General features: G+C 59.6%; 16 protein-coding genes. 5 read left to right on the plus strand and 11 right to left on the minus strand.

Annotated elements, in window-relative coordinates:
- Positions 1-241: 241 nt before the first annotated feature.
- From V2S86_RS07085 to V2S86_RS07115, 7 genes are read right to left on the minus strand one after another with little or no spacing between them, the layout of a single operon-like run.
- Positions 242-1192, minus strand: a complete 951-nt coding sequence (locus V2S86_RS07085) for a sulfonate ABC transporter substrate-binding protein (protein ID WP_330761818.1) — start codon at positions 1190-1192, stop codon at positions 242-244.
- Positions 1193-1215: 23 nt separating this feature from the next.
- Complete coding sequence (locus V2S86_RS07090) at positions 1216-1869, minus strand: methionine ABC transporter permease (RefSeq protein ID WP_330761819.1); 654 nt, start codon at positions 1867-1869, stop codon at positions 1216-1218.
- Positions 1853-2944: a methionine ABC transporter ATP-binding protein gene (locus V2S86_RS07095; protein WP_330761820.1), complete on the minus strand. Its 1092-nt coding sequence runs from the start codon at positions 2942-2944 to the stop codon at positions 1853-1855. The genes V2S86_RS07090 and V2S86_RS07095 overlap by 17 nt, the downstream gene beginning before the upstream one ends.
- A 3-nt stretch (positions 2945-2947) precedes the next feature.
- Entirely contained in the window at positions 2948-3760 is an 813-nt protein-coding gene (locus tag V2S86_RS07100) for a MetQ/NlpA family ABC transporter substrate-binding protein (protein WP_330761821.1), read from the minus strand.
- A gap of 32 nt (positions 3761-3792) precedes the next feature.
- Positions 3793-5163 carry an LLM class flavin-dependent oxidoreductase gene (locus V2S86_RS07105; protein ID WP_330761822.1) on the minus strand — a complete coding sequence of 457 codons (1371 nt, stop codon included), beginning with the start codon at positions 5161-5163 and terminating at the stop codon, positions 3793-3795.
- Positions 5163-6368: an SfnB family sulfur acquisition oxidoreductase gene (locus V2S86_RS07110; protein WP_330761823.1), complete on the minus strand. Its 1206-nt coding sequence runs from the start codon at positions 6366-6368 to the stop codon at positions 5163-5165. Before V2S86_RS07110 ends, V2S86_RS07105 begins: the two co-directional genes overlap by 1 nt.
- 11 nt (positions 6369-6379) lie before the next feature.
- Positions 6380-7618: an SfnB family sulfur acquisition oxidoreductase gene (locus tag V2S86_RS07115; RefSeq protein ID WP_330761824.1), complete on the minus strand. Its 1239-nt coding sequence runs from the start codon at positions 7616-7618 to the stop codon at positions 6380-6382.
- A gap of 609 nt (positions 7619-8227) precedes the next feature.
- On the opposite strand from V2S86_RS07115, the gene V2S86_RS07120 reads away from it, so the two are divergent.
- Positions 8228-9097 carry a LysR family transcriptional regulator gene (locus V2S86_RS07120; protein ID WP_330761825.1) on the plus strand — a complete coding sequence of 290 codons (870 nt, stop codon included), beginning with the start codon at positions 8228-8230 and terminating at the stop codon, positions 9095-9097.
- Positions 9098-9105: 8 nt separating this feature from the next.
- On the opposite strand, the gene V2S86_RS07125 is transcribed toward V2S86_RS07120, so the two are convergent.
- Entirely contained in the window at positions 9106-10011 is a 906-nt protein-coding gene (locus V2S86_RS07125; protein ID WP_330761826.1) for a DMT family transporter, read from the minus strand.
- Between the two features lie 130 nt (positions 10012-10141).
- On the opposite strand from V2S86_RS07125, the gene V2S86_RS07130 reads away from it, so the two are divergent.
- A complete protein-coding gene (locus V2S86_RS07130) occupies positions 10142-10711 on the plus strand; it encodes a helix-turn-helix domain-containing protein (RefSeq protein WP_330761827.1) in 570 nt (189 codons plus the stop codon).
- A 32-nt stretch (positions 10712-10743) separates the two neighbouring features.
- Here V2S86_RS07130 and V2S86_RS07135 read toward each other — a convergent pair whose 3' ends face one another.
- On the minus strand, positions 10744-12138 hold the full coding sequence (locus tag V2S86_RS07135; protein WP_330761828.1) for an aminotransferase-like domain-containing protein: 1395 nt from the start codon (positions 12136-12138) through the stop codon (positions 10744-10746).
- A gap of 298 nt (positions 12139-12436) precedes the next feature.
- Between V2S86_RS07135 and V2S86_RS07140 the strand changes: the two genes are divergently transcribed.
- Complete coding sequence (locus tag V2S86_RS07140) at positions 12437-13630, plus strand: benzoate/H(+) symporter BenE family transporter (protein WP_330761829.1); 1194 nt, start codon at positions 12437-12439, stop codon at positions 13628-13630.
- 46 nt (positions 13631-13676) lie between these two features.
- On the opposite strand, the gene V2S86_RS07145 is transcribed toward V2S86_RS07140, so the two are convergent.
- Together V2S86_RS07145 and V2S86_RS07150 are read right to left on the minus strand one after the other, a co-directional pair.
- The gene (locus V2S86_RS07145) at positions 13677-14726 is read right to left on the minus strand and encodes a type II asparaginase (RefSeq protein ID WP_330761830.1); all 1050 of its coding nucleotides are present in this window, start codon (positions 14724-14726) and stop codon (positions 13677-13679) included.
- Between the two features lie 153 nt (positions 14727-14879).
- Positions 14880-15587: a TetR/AcrR family transcriptional regulator gene (locus tag V2S86_RS07150; protein WP_442996135.1), complete on the minus strand. Its 708-nt coding sequence runs from the start codon at positions 15585-15587 to the stop codon at positions 14880-14882.
- Between the two features lie 43 nt (positions 15588-15630).
- On the opposite strand from V2S86_RS07150, the gene V2S86_RS07155 reads away from it, so the two are divergent.
- Together V2S86_RS07155 and V2S86_RS07160 are read left to right on the plus strand one after the other, a co-directional pair.
- Positions 15631-17145 carry an MDR family MFS transporter gene (locus V2S86_RS07155; RefSeq protein ID WP_330761832.1) on the plus strand — a complete coding sequence of 505 codons (1515 nt, stop codon included), beginning with the start codon at positions 15631-15633 and terminating at the stop codon, positions 17143-17145.
- Between the two features lie 125 nt (positions 17146-17270).
- Positions 17271-18431: an efflux RND transporter periplasmic adaptor subunit gene (locus V2S86_RS07160; RefSeq protein ID WP_330761833.1), complete on the plus strand. Its 1161-nt coding sequence runs from the start codon at positions 17271-17273 to the stop codon at positions 18429-18431.

Raw genomic sequence — 18431 nt, forward strand, 5'->3', positions numbered from 1 at the left:
AGAGCACTCTGCGCCGGTTTTTTTATCCCCTCGCCGGACCAAGGCCACAAAAAGAAAAGCCGCACATAAGTGCGGCCAAAATAAGTTCGCGACGAACGAAACAAGGACAAAAACTCCGGTAGACAGGCCCTGAAAGAAAAGGCTCCCAGAGACATATCCCGATAATAATAAAAATATCCCCGCAGGTTAAATGCCGAATATCGCTTTGTTTAGCTGAATTATTACAAAGATATTCAGCAAGTTACTTATCCTCAGACCAGCGTGCGGCGCTGACGTCCACCTTGACCGGCAGCAGACCAATCGCGGTGAACTTGTCGGCCAGTTGCTGCTGTTCGGCAAATACCGCCGGCGTCATGCGTTGGCTGCCGAACGGCATGCGGGCGAGAGCTCTGGCCCAAATGGCCTGCTCCAACCCGGTGCTTTGCGCCAGGATCTTCGCCGCTTCGTCCTGATGGGCATTGGCCCAGGCGCTCAGTTCACTTAGCTGGTCGATCACCAATTTTGCGCTGTCCGGGTAGGTTTCGGCAAAGTGGCGGCTGGCGAGATAGAAGGTGTAATGCGGCACCAGACCTTGAGCATCCTTCAGCAGACGGGCGTTGGCATGGGTTTCCACCTCGGCGTAGTAAGGGTCCCAAATCACCCAGGCGTCTACGCTGCCGCGCTGGAAGGCGGCGCGGGCGTCACTCGGCGGCAAATACACCGGCGTCACGTCTTTGTAGCTCAGCCCGGCCTGTTCAAGCGCGCTGACCAACAGGTAGTTGACGTCGGAGCCTTTGTTCAGCGCAACGCGTTTACCTTTGAGATCGGCAACGGTTTTGATCGGCGAATCCTGCGGCACCACTATGGCTTCGGTTTTCGGGCTGGCCGGCGAATGCCCCAGATAGATCAAATCGGCTTTGGCTGCCTGGGCAAAGGCCGGTGGCGCATCGCCGGTAGCCGCCAGATCAATGCTGCCGACGTTCAGCCCTTCGAGCATTTGCGGCCCGGCAGGAAACTCAATCCAGCGCACCTTGATGCCCTGCGGCGTCAGGGCTTGCTCCAGCGTACCGCGATATTTCAGCAGGGCGAAGATATTGGCTTTCTGGTAACCGATGGTGATTTGCTGCGGTTTTTCCTGTGCCGCAAGGGTCGGCAGAGCGAATGCACCCAACAGCAGCGAAGCGGCGATCAGCGAGGCTTTCAGTTTTTTCATTACGCATGTCCAGTCAGTAAGGGTTAATGACGGTGGTTTAACCGGCGGGAAAGCCGATCGCCAAAAAATTGCAGCAGGGTCACCAGCACCACCAACACCACGATGACGGTGAACATCACCTGGGTGTCGAAACGCTGGTAACCATAACGGTAAGCCAGGTCACCCAGGCCGCCCGCGCCTATGGCTCCAGCCATCGCAGAGGCGTTAATCATGGTCACCAGGGTGATGGTAAAGCCGCTGACAATGCCGGGCATGGCTTCCGGCAGCAGCACATGGCGAATGATATGCCCACGGCGGCAACCCATTGCCTGCGCCGCTTCCACCAGGCCGTGATCCACCTCTCGCAGACTGACTTCGGCGATACGCGCGAAAAACGGCATGGCGGCGATGGTCAGCGGCACTACGGCGGCCCATACGCCGTAAGAGGTGCCGACAATCATGCGGGTGAAGGGGATCAGCGCCACCATCAGGATCAGAAAGGGGATCGAGCGGAACAGGTTCACCAGCCAGCCGAGCACCCGCTGAACGCCAACTTGTTCATACAATCCACCGCGTTCGCTGACCACCAACAGGATCGCCAGCGGCAATCCCAGCACCAGCGCCAACAGGGAAGAAACGCCCACCATCAGCAACGTATCGAGAAATCCGGCCCACAGCCGTTCAAGCAACAGTGACATAGCCCAGGACCTCCACGCTGTCGGCCAGCGTCTGCGGAATGGTTCGGTTATTCGGTGACGGTGTCACGGTTAGCAACAGATAACCGATGGCGCGCCCCTGAATATGCTCAATGGCGCTTTCCACCAGCGTCACGCTGCCCTGAAAAGCCGTCAGCACGTGGTTTAGCTCCAGCGATGCACCTTGGCCGCGGTAGCGTAGCCGGATCAATTGCGGTGCATCCGGCGTGGGGGGCGTGGCGGCGATCCGCCCAACCCATTCCTCCGGCAAGCGATCGTGTGAGGGGGTCAGCAGGATACGGGTCGTTTCCTGCTGCGGGTTGCCATACACCTGCCACACCGGGCCGCATTCGATAATCTCCCCCCGTTCCAGCACCGCCACCCGGTGGCAGATATCATGGATCACCTCCATTTCATGGGTAATCAGCACTATGGTGATGTTGAACTCACGGTTGATGCGCTGTAACAACGCCAGAATGGCGCGGGTGGTTTCCGGATCGAGCGCGGAGGTAGCTTCATCGCACAACAGCAATTCGGGATTATGCACCAGCGCCCTGGCGATGCCGACCCGCTGTTTCTGCCCGCCGGAAAGTTGCGCCGGATAGGCGTCCGGGTAGTCGCTCAGTCCGACCAGTTCCAGCAATGCGTCCACTCTGCCGCGCCGCTCCGCGACGGGCACGCCCGCCACCCGCAGCGGCAACTCGATATTCTGCCGGACGGTTTTGGCCGACAGCAGGTTGAAGTGCTGGAAAATCATGCCGGTGCGCCGCCGGTAGGCCACCAGTTGATCCTCATCCAATTGGCCGATATCAACGCCATCGACCTCCACGCTGCCGCCGCTGGGGCGTTCCAGCCGGTTGATGGTGCGGATCAGGGACGACTTGCCGGCGCCGCTGCGGCCGATAATGCCGAAGATCTCCCCACGGCGAATGTCCAGGGAGATCGCCTTCAGCGCCTCGGTCAGTTGGCCGGGGTAACGCTTGCTGAGCCGGGTAAAGCGCAGGTGAATGTCATCATGGCGGCGAACCACCTCTTCGGCGACGAGGGCGCCAGGGTTAGGCAAAACCAGACTGGACATAAACTACTGGCTCCAGCCCGGCTGATACAGCTTGCCGTAGAAACTGTCGAGTTTGGCGCGCACGACCGGCGAATGCTGGTAAACGTCGACAAACTTGCGCAGGCGCGGGTCGTCCTGATGGCCATCGCGGACCACGAACTGGATCACGTACTCCGGGTTTTCCAGGCCGTCGAACAGCAGGGCGCTGTTGGGATCGACGGTGCCGGACAAGCGCAGGTAGTGCGGATAGCCCTGCGCCAGGTCAACTTCCTCCAGCGTGCGTGCCAGTTGCACCGCTTCCACTTCGATAATTTTAATGTGTTTAGGGTTACTGACGATGTCTGCCTGGGTGGCCTGCAGGCCGGATCCCGGTTTGAGCTTAATCAGCCCGGCTTTTTGCAACAGCAACAGACCTCGGCCGCCATTAATCACGTCGTTGGCGATCGCCACTTTGGCGCCTTCCGGCAGATCGGCGATGCTCTGATACTTTTTGGAGTACAGCCCGACGTTATTGATGATCGCCGGGGCATAGGCCACCAGGTGGAAATTGCCCTCTTTATTGGCGTTGTGCAGGAACGGCAGGTGCTGGAACAGGTTGACGTCGATATCGCCGTTTTCCAGGCTGACGTTCGGCGCGGTCCAGTCGCTGAATTCGATGATATCGACCTTCAGCCCCTGTTTGCGAGCCTCTTCCGCCGCCACCTCCAGCGGCGGGGCGAAGGCGGCGGTGGTGCCGACTTTCAGCGCACCGCTGTAATCATTGGCCGCCGCCGCCGTACCTGAAAGTGCCAGCAGCGCCGAAAACGCCAGCGTTAATGTCCGAAAGGGTATTGTCATAGTGTTGTTCCTTCAAAAGAAAAAGTAAGGGGTCAAACGGGTAACGGCGTCCCCAGACGCCAGCCGGCCGCCGGGTGGCTGTGCGGCAAGCGGTCCTGCTGCCGAAACAGCTTTTGCCGCAGGCTGCCGGCGCGGTAGGCGGTTTTGTAGCGGCCACGCGCTTGTAATTCCGGCACCACCAGATCGATAAAATCGCGATAGCTGCCAGGGTTAACGATGCGCGTCAGGTTAAACCCGTCGATATCGGCTTGATCCACCCATTGCAGCAACGCATCTGCCACCTGTTGCGGATCGCCCACCACCAGCGGATAACGTCCGCCCATGGCGTGCTGTTCCAGCAGTTGGCGGCGGGTCCAGCCGCGGTAGGTTTGGGTTACCGACTCAATGGCCTGCGTCGGTCCGGCCTGGATCGGGTCGTCCAGACCAAAGCGCGAAAGATCGATACCGGTCGAACTGGAAAAATGCGCCAGACCAGCTTCGGGGCTGGCGTAATGCAGATATTCACGGTACTTGTCCTGCGCCTCGGCGGCGGTTGGCGCAACGATAACGCCGACCCCCATAAACACTTTCAAATCCTGTCGCTGACGGCCGGCCGCCACCGCTGCGCTACGCAGCTTGTCCACCTGCGCTTTCATTACCGCCGGGGTGGCGTGGTTAACGAAGGTGCACTCCGCGTGGCGGGCGGCGAACTGAATACCCCGTGCCGAGCTGCCGGCCTGGAACAGCAGCGGGGTACGCTGCGGCGAAGGCGAAGACAGGTGATAGCCCTCCACCTGATAAAACTCGCCGCGGTGGGTAACCTTGTGAATCTTCTGCGCATCGGCGTAAATCCGCCGTTGGCGGTCGGCCAACACGGCGTCATCTTCCCAACTGCCTTCCCATAACTGATAGGCCACGTCGAGAAACTCATCGGCCTGATCGTAACGGCGATCGTGCCCGATCTGTTCGTTCAACCCCATCGCTCGCGCTGCGCTGTCCAGATAGCCGGTGACGATATTCCAGCCGATGCGGCCCTGGGTCAGATGGTCCAGCGTCGACAAGCGACGGGCAAAGGGATAGGGCGCTTCGTAACTCAGGTTGGCGGTGATGCCGAAGCCCAGATGTTGGGTCACGCCGGCCATTGCCGACACCAGCAACAGCGGATCGTTAACCGGCAGCTGTATCGACTCGCGGGCGGTCAGGGCGATGTTTTGCTGATAGACATCGTAAACGCCGAGGATATCGGCGATAAACAGCCCGTCGAACAGCCCACGCTCCAGCAACTGCGCCAGATCGGTCCAGTAGCTGAGCTGGTTGAACTCGGTGGAGCGATCCTGCGGATGGGTCCACATGCCGTGATGAATATGGCCGACGCAGTTCATGTTGAAGGCGTTCAGCAGAACCTCTTTGGCGATGACGCTCATTACAGAGTCCCCCGGCGCGGCGGCAGCACCCCGTTCAGCACGTAATTGCCGATCGCCGGGTATTTCCAGCGCACCGGGTCGTGCAAGGTATGGGTTCGGGCATTGCGCCAGTGGCGATCGAGGTTATATTCCTGCAGCGTGGCGCGGCTACCGGCCAGCTCAAACAGCAGATTGCCGGCGGCCAGCGCGACCTCTGTGGTCCAGGCGCGCGCCGTGGCGACCTCAATCGAGGCTTGTGCGACCGACAGGGCATCGCTGTGGCGCTGAGCGACATCGATGGCTTCACCGGCTACCGCCAGCAGGGCGTCACCGGCCTGAATGCGGGCGGAAATTTTGCCGATGCGGTCCAGCGTCAGCGGGTCCTCGCTGGCGTGTTCGACGCCGGCATCAATCCACGGGCGCGAACGGCGGCGAACAAATTGCAGCATATCCTGCCACGCGGCTTTGGCGATGCCCTGATCTATGGCGGCGTGCATGATTTGCGCCAGCGGGCCCACCGGCGTCGGCCGTTCAAACGCCGTCTGGAAGGGCACGATATCCGCTTCATCGACCGGGCACTGTTCCAGCGTCACGCTGCCGCTGCCGGTAGTGCGCTGACCAAAGCCGGACCAGTCGTCGGTGATGCTCAGGCCAGGCGTAGTGCGCGGCAAAAACACCAATTGTTCTTTACCGTCTTCACCCCGCGCGGCAGTCGGGATGCGCCCGGCGTACAACGCGCCGGTAGCGTAAAATTTTTGGCCCGACAGCTGCCATTGGCCTTCATGCCTGGCCAGCGAGGTGCTGCGATGGTGGGCAGCCTTGCTGGCAAACTCCGCCAGCGCATTGCCGAAATGCACGCCGGCCAGCGCTTCCTGGTACAGCCGCCGTTGCTGCTGCGGCGAACCGTTTACCCGCAGCACTTCCAGCGCGTAATAATGGTTTTGCGGCACCTGACCGATCGACGCATCGCCCTGGCTGAGAATAGCGATGACCTGCGCCAGCACGCGGTTCGACAACCCCGGGCCGCCAAATTCTTGCGGCACGGTAATCGCGCCGAGCCCAGAGGCGAACAGGTCTGCCAGTTCGGCAACCGGCAATCGCCGTTGGCTGTCACGTTCGGCGGCGGTCGGGCTGAATTGCTCCGCCAGCCGGTGTGCGGTCTCCAGCGCCTGTTCGGGGCTGGTAATGCGTTGCGCCACGCGTTGAGGGGCTACCTGGGTGGTCATGTTCTGCTCCTTTAAATCCACGAATGACGTGCCGGAAAGCGGCCGTTGAGGTAGTACTCGCCAATGGCGTGGTATTTCCAGCGCACCGGATCGTGCAACGTGTGAGTGCGTGCGTTGCGCCAGTGACGATCGAGGCCATGCTCCGCCAGCGTGGAGCGGCTGCCGGACCATTCGAACAGCTTTTCGCTGGCCAGCAGCGCCACTTCCGTGGTCAGCACCTTGGCTTCGGCGACCGCGATCGACGCCGCTGCGGCGCTTTCGGCGGTTACCGGCCAGCGGTCAACCTCATCGAGCGTCCGCGCCGCACGGCGCAACAGGGCGTTCGCCGCGCTCAACTCCATGCTGAGCCGGCCGACGTCGGCCAGAATGTAGGGATCGTCCGCGTTGCGTTCGACGCCTGCGTCGATCCAGGGGCGAGAACGCTCGCGAATAAACTGGGTGGCCTCGTCCAGCGCACCCTGCGCAATGCCGGCATCGATGGCGGCCTGAATCAGTTGGGAAACGGCGCCCTGAATCGTCGGTTTTTCTGCCAGCGGCAGCAGCGGGATCACATTGGCCGGATCGACCAGAACCTCGCGCAGGCGCACCGTGCCGCTGGCGGTAGTGCGCTGCCCCATGCCGGACCAGTCGTCGACGATCTCCAGTCCTGCCTCCGGGTGGGGGATCAATGCCAGTACCGGCTGCTGCCGATCGTCGAGTGCCTTGGCGGCGACGATATGAGCGAACAGCGCACCGGTGGAGTAAAATTTGTCGCCGGTAAAGCGCAAGCCGTCTGCGGTTTGTCGTAAACGGCTCTGCATATCCAGCGTGTGCTTGCTGTTTTTCTCCGGGCCACCGTTCCCGATGCGTTGGCCGGCCAGCACCGCCGCGAAAATACGCCGTTTTTGTTCTTCGTTGCCGGCATCACGGATTAACTGAATCAGGCCGAAATGGTTTTGCGGAATTTGCCCCAGCGCTGGGTCAACGGCGGAAATCAGGCGAAACACCTCCGCCAGCGTGGTAAAGGACAGTTCCGGTCCGCCGTATTCGCGCGGGATGGAAATGCCGCCGAGGCCAGACTGGCTAAACAGCGCCAACTGCTGCAACGGATAGCGCCGCTGGCGGTCACGCAGTTGGGCTTCTGGCGCGGCGGCCACGGCGACGTGTCGCGCTGCATCCAGCGCCTGTGGGTCGTCAACAATCCTGTGGGTCCGTTCTTCTGCGGGAGGGAAATTGGCCGCATCCGGCGCAAGCGAAACAGAAACAACCATAACGATGTCCTCAATACGGAGACGGCAGTAAATAGCGCGCTGCCGCGGGCGTAGCGCGATGAAATATAATTAAAATTTAAGTTGGTACAACGGCGGGGTACGAAGCGATAATAATAATTTGCAGGTTGCGGTGTAAAGCAAAGGCTTATTATAAATAGTCCATTGCTTAGCGATTAATTAGCTTTGCGATAGGCGGGGAATGGTTTTCCCGCCCCGATAACGAATACCCTCGGGCAAAGAGGGCTCTGCCCGCGCAGCCAGTGACGCACAGCTCATTCCAGTAGCTGAAACGGATGCGCTGTTTCAGCCGGTTATTCCACACATAACGCGTCATCGTTAATTCCTCCTCCGTGTCTGCTTAATAGAGGTAACAGTTATTTTAAAACGGGTCGAATACGTTATTTCGCTTAGCTTTTGAGGTTTTCGGGATAATACGTTCACCGCTGTCCGGCTTTCTGACAAAATGCCATGCAGGCTCTCCGTTACGCACAATGCGATTCGCTCAGGGATGCGATGATTACAAAGGCGGCGCTCAAGGATACACTCAGCGATGCAGGTGCCTCATGTGGGGGACCGACACCAGGCATTTTGCAGAAGGGGAATTTCGTGGTGGGCAAGCTTAATTTGGACCAGCTTCAGACCTTTGCTTTGGTCGCCAGGCAAGGGAGTTTTTCCGCCGCGGGTGACGTACTGGGGCTGACACAGCCCGCCGTCAGCTTGCAGGTCCGACAATTGGAACAACGGTTGCAAGTCAGGCTGCTGGAGCGGGTCGCCAGGCGCGTGCAGCCGACGTCCGCCGGTGAGGCGCTCCTGGAGCACATCAGCCACATCAATGCGGCGGTGGATAATGCGCTGAGCGACATGGCCGGTCATGCGCAAGAGATTGCCGGTACCATTACCCTGGGCACCGGCGCAACGGCCTGCATCCATCTGCTGCCGACGCTGCTGCGTGAGTTGAAACAGGCTTATCCCTTGTTGAATGTCGGGGTACGCACCGGCAACACCGATGACATGCTGAAAGCGGTGGAAGAAAACCGCATCGATATCGCCCTGGTGACCTTTCCGGCCAATGGCCGCAGTTTGCAGCTGACACCGCTGTTGCAGGATGAATTTGCCGTCATTTTCCCTGCAGACTTCCCCGATTTGCCGGCTACCTACACCCCGCAAACCCTGGGTGCGCTCCCGTGGGTGGCTTTTGAATCCGGCAGCAGCACCCGCCGACTGATTGATGGCTGGTTTCTGAGCGCGGGGGTTAAACCCGCGCCGGTGATGGAGTTGGGCAGCATCGAGGCGATCAAGGAGATGGTTGCCGCCGGGCTGGGGTACAGCATTGTGCCGCGCATGGCGCTGCCCGGTGCGCGGGGGGCGTCTCTTACGCCCGCGCTTGAGCGCACTTTGGGCATTGCGCTGCGCCAGGATAAGCCGCTGAACAGGGCGCTGCAAAAGGTGATCGCCAGCCTGCACGCATTGAAAAAATAACCCGCCGGTTACTGTCCCTCCGCTGCGCGGGCGGTTTTACCCGCGCGCATCACCCGCCAGCCAAAGTTCATGCCCGCAGCGGCAATCAGGATGCCGGCGGCGCCCAAGATCTGCATCAGGCTGAGGCGGTGCCCGAATACCGCCCAATCGACGATGATCGCCACCAGCGGATAGATGAATGACAACGCGCCGACCAGGCTGGTGGGGATTTTCTGGATTGCGCTGTACAGCAGGGAGGACATCAGCCCGGTATGCACCAGGCCGATAGTCGCCAGCAGCAACCAGGCATTGGCCGTTGACGGCAGGTGGAGCAGGTCGGCGAATGGCGCCAGCACGATCATCCCGACGCTGAGCTGGATCAGCACGATCAAATGCGGCGGCACGGTTTTTAGCCCTTTGACGATCGCCGCCGCCACCGCATACATAAACGCGGCACCCAACGCCAACAGCACACCGATAACGTAATCCGCACCCGAACCCTCAGCGCCTGGGCGGCCGGTAATGATCAGCAACATGCCGCCGAAGGCCAGCAGCAGCCAAGCCAGCTTATTTGCCGTCAGCTTTTCGCCAAAGAAAAGTACGCCCAGCCCGACCAGCATAAAGGGCTGAACGTGGTAGGTCACCGTGGCGACGGCGATAGAAGCATAGGAATAAGCGCCGAACAGCAGCGTCCAGTTCAGCACCAGCGCCATGCCGCCCAATACCGCCACGGCGGCCTGACGGCGGGTCAGCATGCCTTTCTTCAACAGGCCGAGCAGGGCGCAGGCGATCAACATCGCCAGGGCGCCAAATGCGCAGCGCCAGAAAACCACCGTCGCCACCGGTTGCCCCAGCGCGATCACCGGCCAGCCGACGGTGCCGGAGATCATCATCGCCAGAGTCATCTGTACCACGCCGCGCGTGTTTGCCTTCATTTTGCCTTCTCCCTGATTGAGTGCCGTGCTTGCCGTCGTCGACGAACACCATTAAAATGAACAACTGAACATTATGATGAACAGCGCATAACTGTTCGTCAAGTCGAACAAACGAATGATATGGTGAACAATGCGCGACACCACCAGCAATACCGGCACGCCCATCGGCCTGCTTTCGGCCGCCATTCGCCGCGAACGCGAGCGGTTGGGGCTGTCGGTCACCGAACTGGCGCGCCGCGCCGGCATCGCAAAATCGACGCTTTCGCAATTGGAAACCGGCAGCGGCAACCCAAGTCTGGAAACCTTGTGGTCGCTGGCGATGGCCCTCGACGTGCCGGTCAGCCGGTTAATCTCTCAACCGCGTCAGCACGTGCAGGTGATCCGCGCCAACGAAGGGGTCACCACGGTTTCCGAACAGGCCAACTATGCCGCTACGTTGCTGGCAACCTGCCCGCCGGGAGCACAGCGCGATATTTACCGTTTGCGCGTTCAGCCGGGCGAGACGAGGGTTTCACGCCCACATATGCCGGGCACCATTGAGCACGTGATTATCAGCAGCGGCAGAGCGCGAATCGGGCCGACGGAGCAGGCGGTGGAATTGAGTGCGGGGGATTACATCAGTTACTCCGCCGATCGGGAGCACATTTTTGAAGCGCTCGAGGCAGATACCACGGCGGTGATGCTGATTGAACAAGGTTAGCCCGGTGCGGTAAACAGCGCCGGGCCAGGGGCTCAGTAATACAGGCGAGGTTCTGAAGATTCGATCATGCTGCGCAGCTTGGTCAGGGCAAATTTCAATTCGCTGCGGCTGGTTGGCGACATCAGCACGATGCGCACGGCACGCGTGTGGCCGCTGCGTTCGGCCAGAAATTGCGTGCCGCTGGAGATATTCACCCCCTGGGCACGCGCCAGATTGGCGAATTCATCGCTGGTCCAGGGTTCCGGCAGAGTGACCCAAATGTGGTAACCGTAGGGCTGCGAAGCGACCGCCAGCCCCTGGAAAACCTCTGCGGCGATGGCCTGGCGCGCCGCCGCTTCTTGCCTCTGGTTTTGCAGCATTTCAGCCCCGATGCCGGAGGTAATGATATTGCTGGCCAACTGCGCGATAAGCGGGGAAGGCATCCAGATGCTGGTTCGCACCATCGACGTCAACCGCGACAGGGTTTCCGCCGGCGCATGCAGATAACCGATGCGCAACGCCGGTGAGATGCTTTTCGACAGGCTGGTCAGATATACCGAGCGTTCAGGAGCAAACGAAGACAGCGCCTCGACCGGCTCTGCGGTAAGAAAACCGTAAATGTCGTCATCGAGAATGTAAAAGTCGAACTCGCGGGCAATCTGTGCGATTTCGGCCCGTCTGGCGTTCGACATCACCACCGTGGTGGGGTTTTGGCAACTCGCCACGCAGATCAGCATCGCCGGTTTTTCCTGGCGGCACAGTGCTCTCAGCGAGTCGGGCATAATGCCTTCGCTATCCATTTCGACCCCGCGCAACCGCCGCCCATTGCCGTGTACCAGCGAGATAATGCCCGGATAACACAGGGCTTCGCACAGGATAAGGTCCTGGTGCGCCGTCAATGCGTTGATGGCGACCAGCAAACCGTGCTGAGCGCCGGCGGTCAACACCACTTGCTGCCAATGCACATCGGGCAAAAAACGCCGCAGCCAACCGGCGCCGGCGTCGCGATGCGCCGGATGTCCGCCTTCCGGCGAATAGTCGAGCGCCAGCCCCAGTTCCGGGCTGGCGACCAGATGCTCGAGCGCTGTGCGGATCCCCTGTTCCTGAGCCTGCACCTCCGGTTTGATCACCGACAGATCGATATGATCCCGCTGGCCGGAAGATGAAGGGCTGAAGTGCGGCAGGCGCGCGTTTTCCATGGCCCTTTCAGGTGTGGCGAGCACAAAGGTCCCGCGACCCACTTCCCCCTGAACCAGCCCGCGCCGCGCAGCTTCTTCATAAGCGCGATTAACGGTGCCCGGCGTAACGGCCAGCGTCTGCGCCAGCTCTTTCAATGTAGGCAAACGTGAACCGGCAGGCAGCACGCCGCTATTGATGTCATTTTGCAGCGCATCTGCAATCAGCAAATACACCGGGGCATTTTTCTCACTGAAGCGCGGTGTCCACATAGACCCTCTGTATGCTTTGAATGGCTATCCCCGCGGGCTTTCTGCTTTGGCATTGCTGGCCGCAGGGTGGGGATAAGACGATTACAGTATAAGCCAGCCATTAAATTGATGTAATAAGTATTAACACAGAAAGAACTACACAGATACAATCGACTTAAATTAACTCGATTCAATCGATGTTATTTTCGAAATTTTGTTTGTTATTGCATCTTCAACTTGTTGTTTTTAAGTTAATTTATCGGGGTTTTTCTTTTCTGGCATATTGCATCGATTTAATCGATGTACATTGATAGGGGTAATGATGGACAGATTGCGACAGGATTTTTCTCTTTCGGCGGTAGTGGCGGGCGCCATCGCGGTGATAGTGTCTTACGCCGGCCCGTTGATCATCGTGTTTCAGGCCGCCAGTGCGGCGCACTTGCCCACGGAGGTGATCTCCTCCTGGATTTGGGCCATCTCCATCGGCAGCGGCATCACCGGGCTGATTTTGAGTTGGCGCCTGCGGGTGCCGGTGATCACCGCCTGGTCTACGCCCGGCGCGGCATTGCTGGTCGGGTTATTGCCAGGGGTGACGATCAACGAGGCGGTGGGGGCTTATATCGTTTCTTCGCTCATTATCGCCGTCATTGGTCTGTCCGGCGCCTTCGATAAACTGATCGGTAAATTACCCCGGTCGATCGCCGCCGCCATGCTGGCCGGCATTTTATTCCATTTCGGGGCCGAGTTGTTTGTGTCCATTCAGTTGCAACCGACGCTGGTCATGGCCATGTTCGTGACCTACCTGTTGTTTAAACGCCTGTTGCCACGCTATGCCATTGTCGCCGTGTTGGTGATCGGCGGCGCAGTGGCGGGAATGAGCGGCATGTTGAACGGTGGGGATATCGTCGTCAGCGTCGCGCATCCGGTCCTGATTACCCCGGCCTGGAGCTGGCACGCCATCATTAATATCGCACTGCCGCTTACGCTGGTGACGCTGACCGGTCAGTATGTGCCCGGCATGGCGGTGTTGCGCTCCTCCGGTTACGCCACACCGGCTCGGCCGATCGTCTCGATGACCGCGATTGCCTCGGTGTTGCTGGCGCCGTTTGGCTCGCACGGGGTAAATCTGGCGGCCATTACCGCAGCGATTTGCACCAGCGAAGAGGCGCACCGGGAGAAAAGCAAACGCTACATCGCCGGCGTCGCCAGCGGAATTTTCTACATTGTGATGGGGATTTTCGGCGCGACGCTGGCCTCGGTGTTTACTGCATTACCCAAAGAACTGATTATCTCGCTGGCCGGGCTGGCGCTGTTTGGCGCCATCAGCACCGGGTTGACCGGCGCAATGGCCGACGAGAAGCAGCGGGAAGCGGCGTTAATCACTTTCCTGGTCACGGCGTCCGGCATGAACTTTTTAGGCATGGCGTCGGTATTCTGGGGGTTGATCTTCGGGCTGGCTGCGCACGTCTCCCTGACTGTGCTTTCTGGCCGCCGTCCGGTGTTGGCCAGATAGTCTTTCATGAGCGTCCCGGCCTGTTGCCGGGACGTGACAGAGCAGATTAATAGGTATGGAAATAGTCCTGGATCACTTGCGGGTTATGGGTTTTGGTCAGCGCCAGCATCAGCAGAATGCGTGATTTAGCCGGGTTGAGCGAGTCGGAAACCAGGCCGGGCTGGCCGGCATCTTCAGGAACGACTCCGCTGCCGGTGCGGCTGGCGCGAACGACCAGCACGCCGGCTTTTTCCGCTTTCTTGATCCCGGCCGAGCTGCGCACCGACACCGACCCGGCACCGGTGCCGGCATACACAATCCCGTCGACCTTGTGTTGAATGGCTGCGTCATACATGTATTCGGGATCGTCCTGATAACCGTAAATAATGTCGACTTTCGGCAGCGCGCTGACATTGCGTACGTCAAACACCGAACGGGTGGTATGAATTTTATCCACCCGGGTTTCAAAGTAAGGTTTGCCGCCGACAATCACCCCCAAATAACCTTCCTCCGCCGCTTTGAAGGTGTCCAGCGTCGTCGCGTTGGTTTTGGTGCTGAAGCGGGCCGAACCAATGCGATCGTTCAGCACCACCATCACTCCGCGGCCTGCTGCCTGTTTATCGGCGGCAACGGTCACCGCATCCAGCAGGTTCATCGGGCCGTCGGCGCTGATGGCGGTCGCCGGGCGCATGGCGGCAGTGAACACCACCGGTTTGTTGCTTTTTACCGTCAGGTTAAGGAAGTAGGGCGATTCGTCCAGCGTGTCGGTACCGTGGGTGATCACCACGCCGGCGACGTCATCGCGCGCCAGCAGTTCGTTGACGCGTTTTGACAGCTTGAGCAGGATCTCGCTGGTCATGTTTTCGCTGCCGATATTGGCAATCTGCTCGCCGTCCACCCGGGCGACTTTCTGCATTTCCGGTACCGCGGCGATCAAGGTATCAACCCCCAGCGCCCCGGCTTTGTAGCCGGTGGTTTGGGTATTGGAGGCTGCCGAGCCGGCGATGGTGCCGCCAGTGGCCAAGATAACGATATGCGGTAACTCACCGGCTGCAGTCGCGGCGTTGGCGCAACCTAAGGTCAATAAAACAAATGCCACTCTAATTATTTGAAACATAGCGCTACCCCTGATTAGAAAGCCAAATTAGGCGGAGTAGCCAAAGCAAAAAAGGTGCCAGTTAAGCGACAGGCGCAAATAGCGGGAAAGCGAGTGGGACAAGGTGGGTATTGCACCCGGTACGGGAGGGCCCCGCACCAGAATGGATCTCTCTTAGCGTTGCGGCCCCAGGCCGTGGGTGAGCAGCGTAATGGCATGCCGGGCTATGTCTTCGGCGCGCAGCGGGCTGAGGGCGTTATCGCGCTGCCATTTTGACGCCGTGGCTAACGGCAATAGCGTCATGCCAAACAGGGTGACAATCAGCAGGGATGGCTCCAGATCGGCATGCAGCTTGCCTTCCGCCTGCCAACGAACGATGGACTGCATCGCCGTTTTGCGCTGTTTGTCGCCGAAGCGCTCGTCCATTCGCTGTTTCAATACGCCGCTGTCGCTCATCACTTCGCGTAACCACAGCGGGGCGAACCACGGATGCGCGATGGAAATATCGATAAACCGCTGCGCCAACTCGGTGAAGGCCGCTACCGGATCGTCCTCGTTGGCGTCGAAAACGTCGCCTGCGGCGATTCTCACCGGCAGAAAACGTTCGTCTATCAGCACATCGAGCAGCTGTTCACGGTTGTGAAAGTAGTAGTGCAGCATCGCTGGGGTAACGCCGGCCTCGCGGGCAATGGCGTTCAGCGAGGTATCGGCAATGCCCTGGCGGGCGAACAAATTCAACGCAGTGTCGAGCAGATGTTCCCGTTTCTCTGCCCCGTTGGCCGCGCCGCTGGGCCGGCCAGGGCGGCGTGGAGAGGCGGGATGTTTAACGTTTTGTGCTGTCATCGCGGCGAGATCCATTGACCGGAGAAAAGAATAGCTCATATATTAATTACTCAGTTAATTAATTACAAGCGGACTCACTCGAATGGGCATTGATAACACCGCAGGCCACGAAGATCACGGCAGGGCGTCTGAACAGGCGTCCTCGATCCGTTTGCTGTTCTCCGCGCTGCTGCTGGTGATGCTGTTGGCGGCGCTCGATCAGACCATCGTCTCGACCGCGTTGCCGACCATCGTCGGCGAGTTCGGCGGCTTGGAGAATTTGTCCTGGGTGGTGACGGCCTATCTGCTGGCCTCAACTATCGTGGTGCCGCTGTATGGCAAGTTCGGCGATCTGTTCGGCCGCAAGATCGTGCTGCAAATCGCCATCGTGGTGTTTTTGCTCGGTTCGGTGCTGTGCGGGTTGGCGCAGAACATGACGCAATTGATCCTGATGCGCGCGTTGCAGGGACTGGGCGGCGGCGGTTTATTGGTGGTGACCATGGCGGTGGTGGGTGACGTGATCCCGCCGGCCGATCGCGGACGCTATCAGGGGTTGTTCGGCGGGGTATTTGGCCTGGCGACGGTAGTCGGGCCGCTGATCGGCGGGCTGCTGGTGCAGCATTTCTCCTGGCGATGGATTTTCTATATCAACCTGCCGCTGGGGGTTTTCGCCCTGTCGGTGATCGGCGCGGTGTTCCAGTCGCGGGTCAACCGGGTTAAACACGAAATCGACTATTTGGGGGCGGCTTATCTCGCCTCGGCGCTGACCTGCATCATCCTCTTTACCAGCCAGGGCGGCACGATCATGGCCTGGTCGGACGGCCAGCTGTGGTGCATTCTGGCCTTCGGGTTGGTGTCTCTGGGTGGGTTTATCTACGAAGAGCGGCTGGCGAGCGAGCCGATCATTCCGCTGGGGCTGTTTCGTAATCGCACCTTTGTGTTGTGCAGCCTGATCGGTTTTATCATCGGCATGTCGCTGTTTGGTTCGGTGACCTTCCTGCCGCTGTATTTGCAGGTGGTGAAAGACTCGACGCCTTCGCAGGCCGGGATGCAGCTGTTGCCGCTGATGGGCGGCATTATGATCAGCTCGATCGTCAGCGGCAGGCTGATCAGCAAAAGGGGCAAATACCGCATCTTCCCGATTATCGGCACCCTGTGCGCATTGGCAGGCATGATCCTGCTCGGCACGCTGACAAATTCGACGCCGGTGCACCAGTTGTATCTCTATATCAGCCTGTTGGGGCTGGGATTGGGCATGGTGATGCAGGTGATGATTCTGGCGGCGCAAAACAGCGTAGAGCCTCAGCACATGGGGGTCGCTACCTCCAGCGCTACGTTGTTCCGCTCGATTGGCGGTTCGATCGGCGTGGCGGTGTTTGGCGCGATTTTTACCAACGTGCTGCACAGCCGCCTGGCCGTATTGTTACCGGAGGGCACGCAACTGCCGCGTTCTCTGGGCGCGGCGGCAGTACACCATTTGCCGGTGGCCTTGCAGCAAGACTATCTGCAGGCTTTCGGCGGGGCGATCCACTCGGTGTACCAGATTGCCGCCTGGGTGATGGTGCTGGCCTTTGCGCTGACCTGGTTGCTGAAAGACGTGCCGCTACGGCAAAAATAGGGTTTACAGCGGCGTTTCTCATGCTTTGCGAAGGACTTTTACCGAATCCTTACGTAACCCTGTCAGACTAAAAATACCGGAATCTATATATTGAGAATAAACGTTCTCAATAGGATAGATACTCGATGCAGAGCAAAAAGCTTTTTCTTGTCAGCCTGGCGCTAATGTTGGCCGCCTGTGATGGCAAACCCGGCGGGGCCCCGATGGGAGCGGGCGGCACACCGGAGGTGGGGGTCGCGACGCTGCACGGCCAACCGGTCACATTGAGCAGCGATTTGAGCGGCAGGGTGAACGCCACCATGACCTCGGACGTTCGTCCGCAGGTTGACGGCATTATCAAACAGCGTCTGTTTACCGAAGGGGCCGAGGTAAAAGCCGGCCAGGTACTGTATCAAATCGATCCCGCCACTTATCAGGCCAGTTATCACCAGGCTGCCGCACAGTTGAAAAGCGCGCAGGCGACGGTAAAAGCCAGCCGCCTGAAGGCACAGCGTTACGCGGCGCTGGTGAAAGAGAATGGCGTCTCCAAACAGGATGCGGACGATGCGATGGCGACCTATCTGGAGGCGGTCGCTTCCGTCGATCAGTATCAGGCGGCGCTGGAAACCACCAAAATCAATCTCGCTTACACCCAGGTGCGCGCGCCGATTTCCGGCCGCATCGGTATTTCCTCGGTGACGCCCGGCGCACTGGTTACCGCCAGCCAGACCGATGCGCTGGCCACCATCCGTGCGCTGGACCCCATCTATGTCGATCTCACGCAATCCAGCAGCCAACTGCTCAGGCTGCGCAAATTGCAGGCGTCCTTAAAACGTGACGATGTCACACCGGTCGCCATCAAACTTGAAGACGGCACGCCTTATCAGCATGACGGCAAACTGGAACTGACGGAAGTGTCGGTGGATGAGGCTACCGGCTCCGTTACGCTACGCGCCGTATTCCCTAACCCGGAGCATGAATTGCTGCCGGGCATGTACGTTCACGCCAGAGTCGATAACGGCGTCGATCTCAAAGGCATTCTGGCACCGCAGCAGGGCATCACCCGCAATGCCAAAGGTGAAGCCACTGCGTTGGTAGTGAATGCGCAAAACAAGGTTGAACAGCGCACGGTCACCACCGAACGGGTGATCGGCAGCAACTGGCTGGTCAGTAAAGGGTTGAACGACGGCGATCGCCTGATCGTCGAGGGCACCAGTAAGGTGGCCGCCGGGGTCGACGTTAAAGCCGTTGAAGTGCAAAAAAAGACGCAGGCGGCGACCGGTACGGCTAACGGCGGGGAGCAGTAA

This window comes from Serratia sp. C2(1), from assembly GCF_036352655.1.
In the GTDB taxonomy this organism is placed as follows: domain Bacteria; phylum Pseudomonadota; class Gammaproteobacteria; order Enterobacterales; family Enterobacteriaceae; genus Serratia; species Serratia inhibens.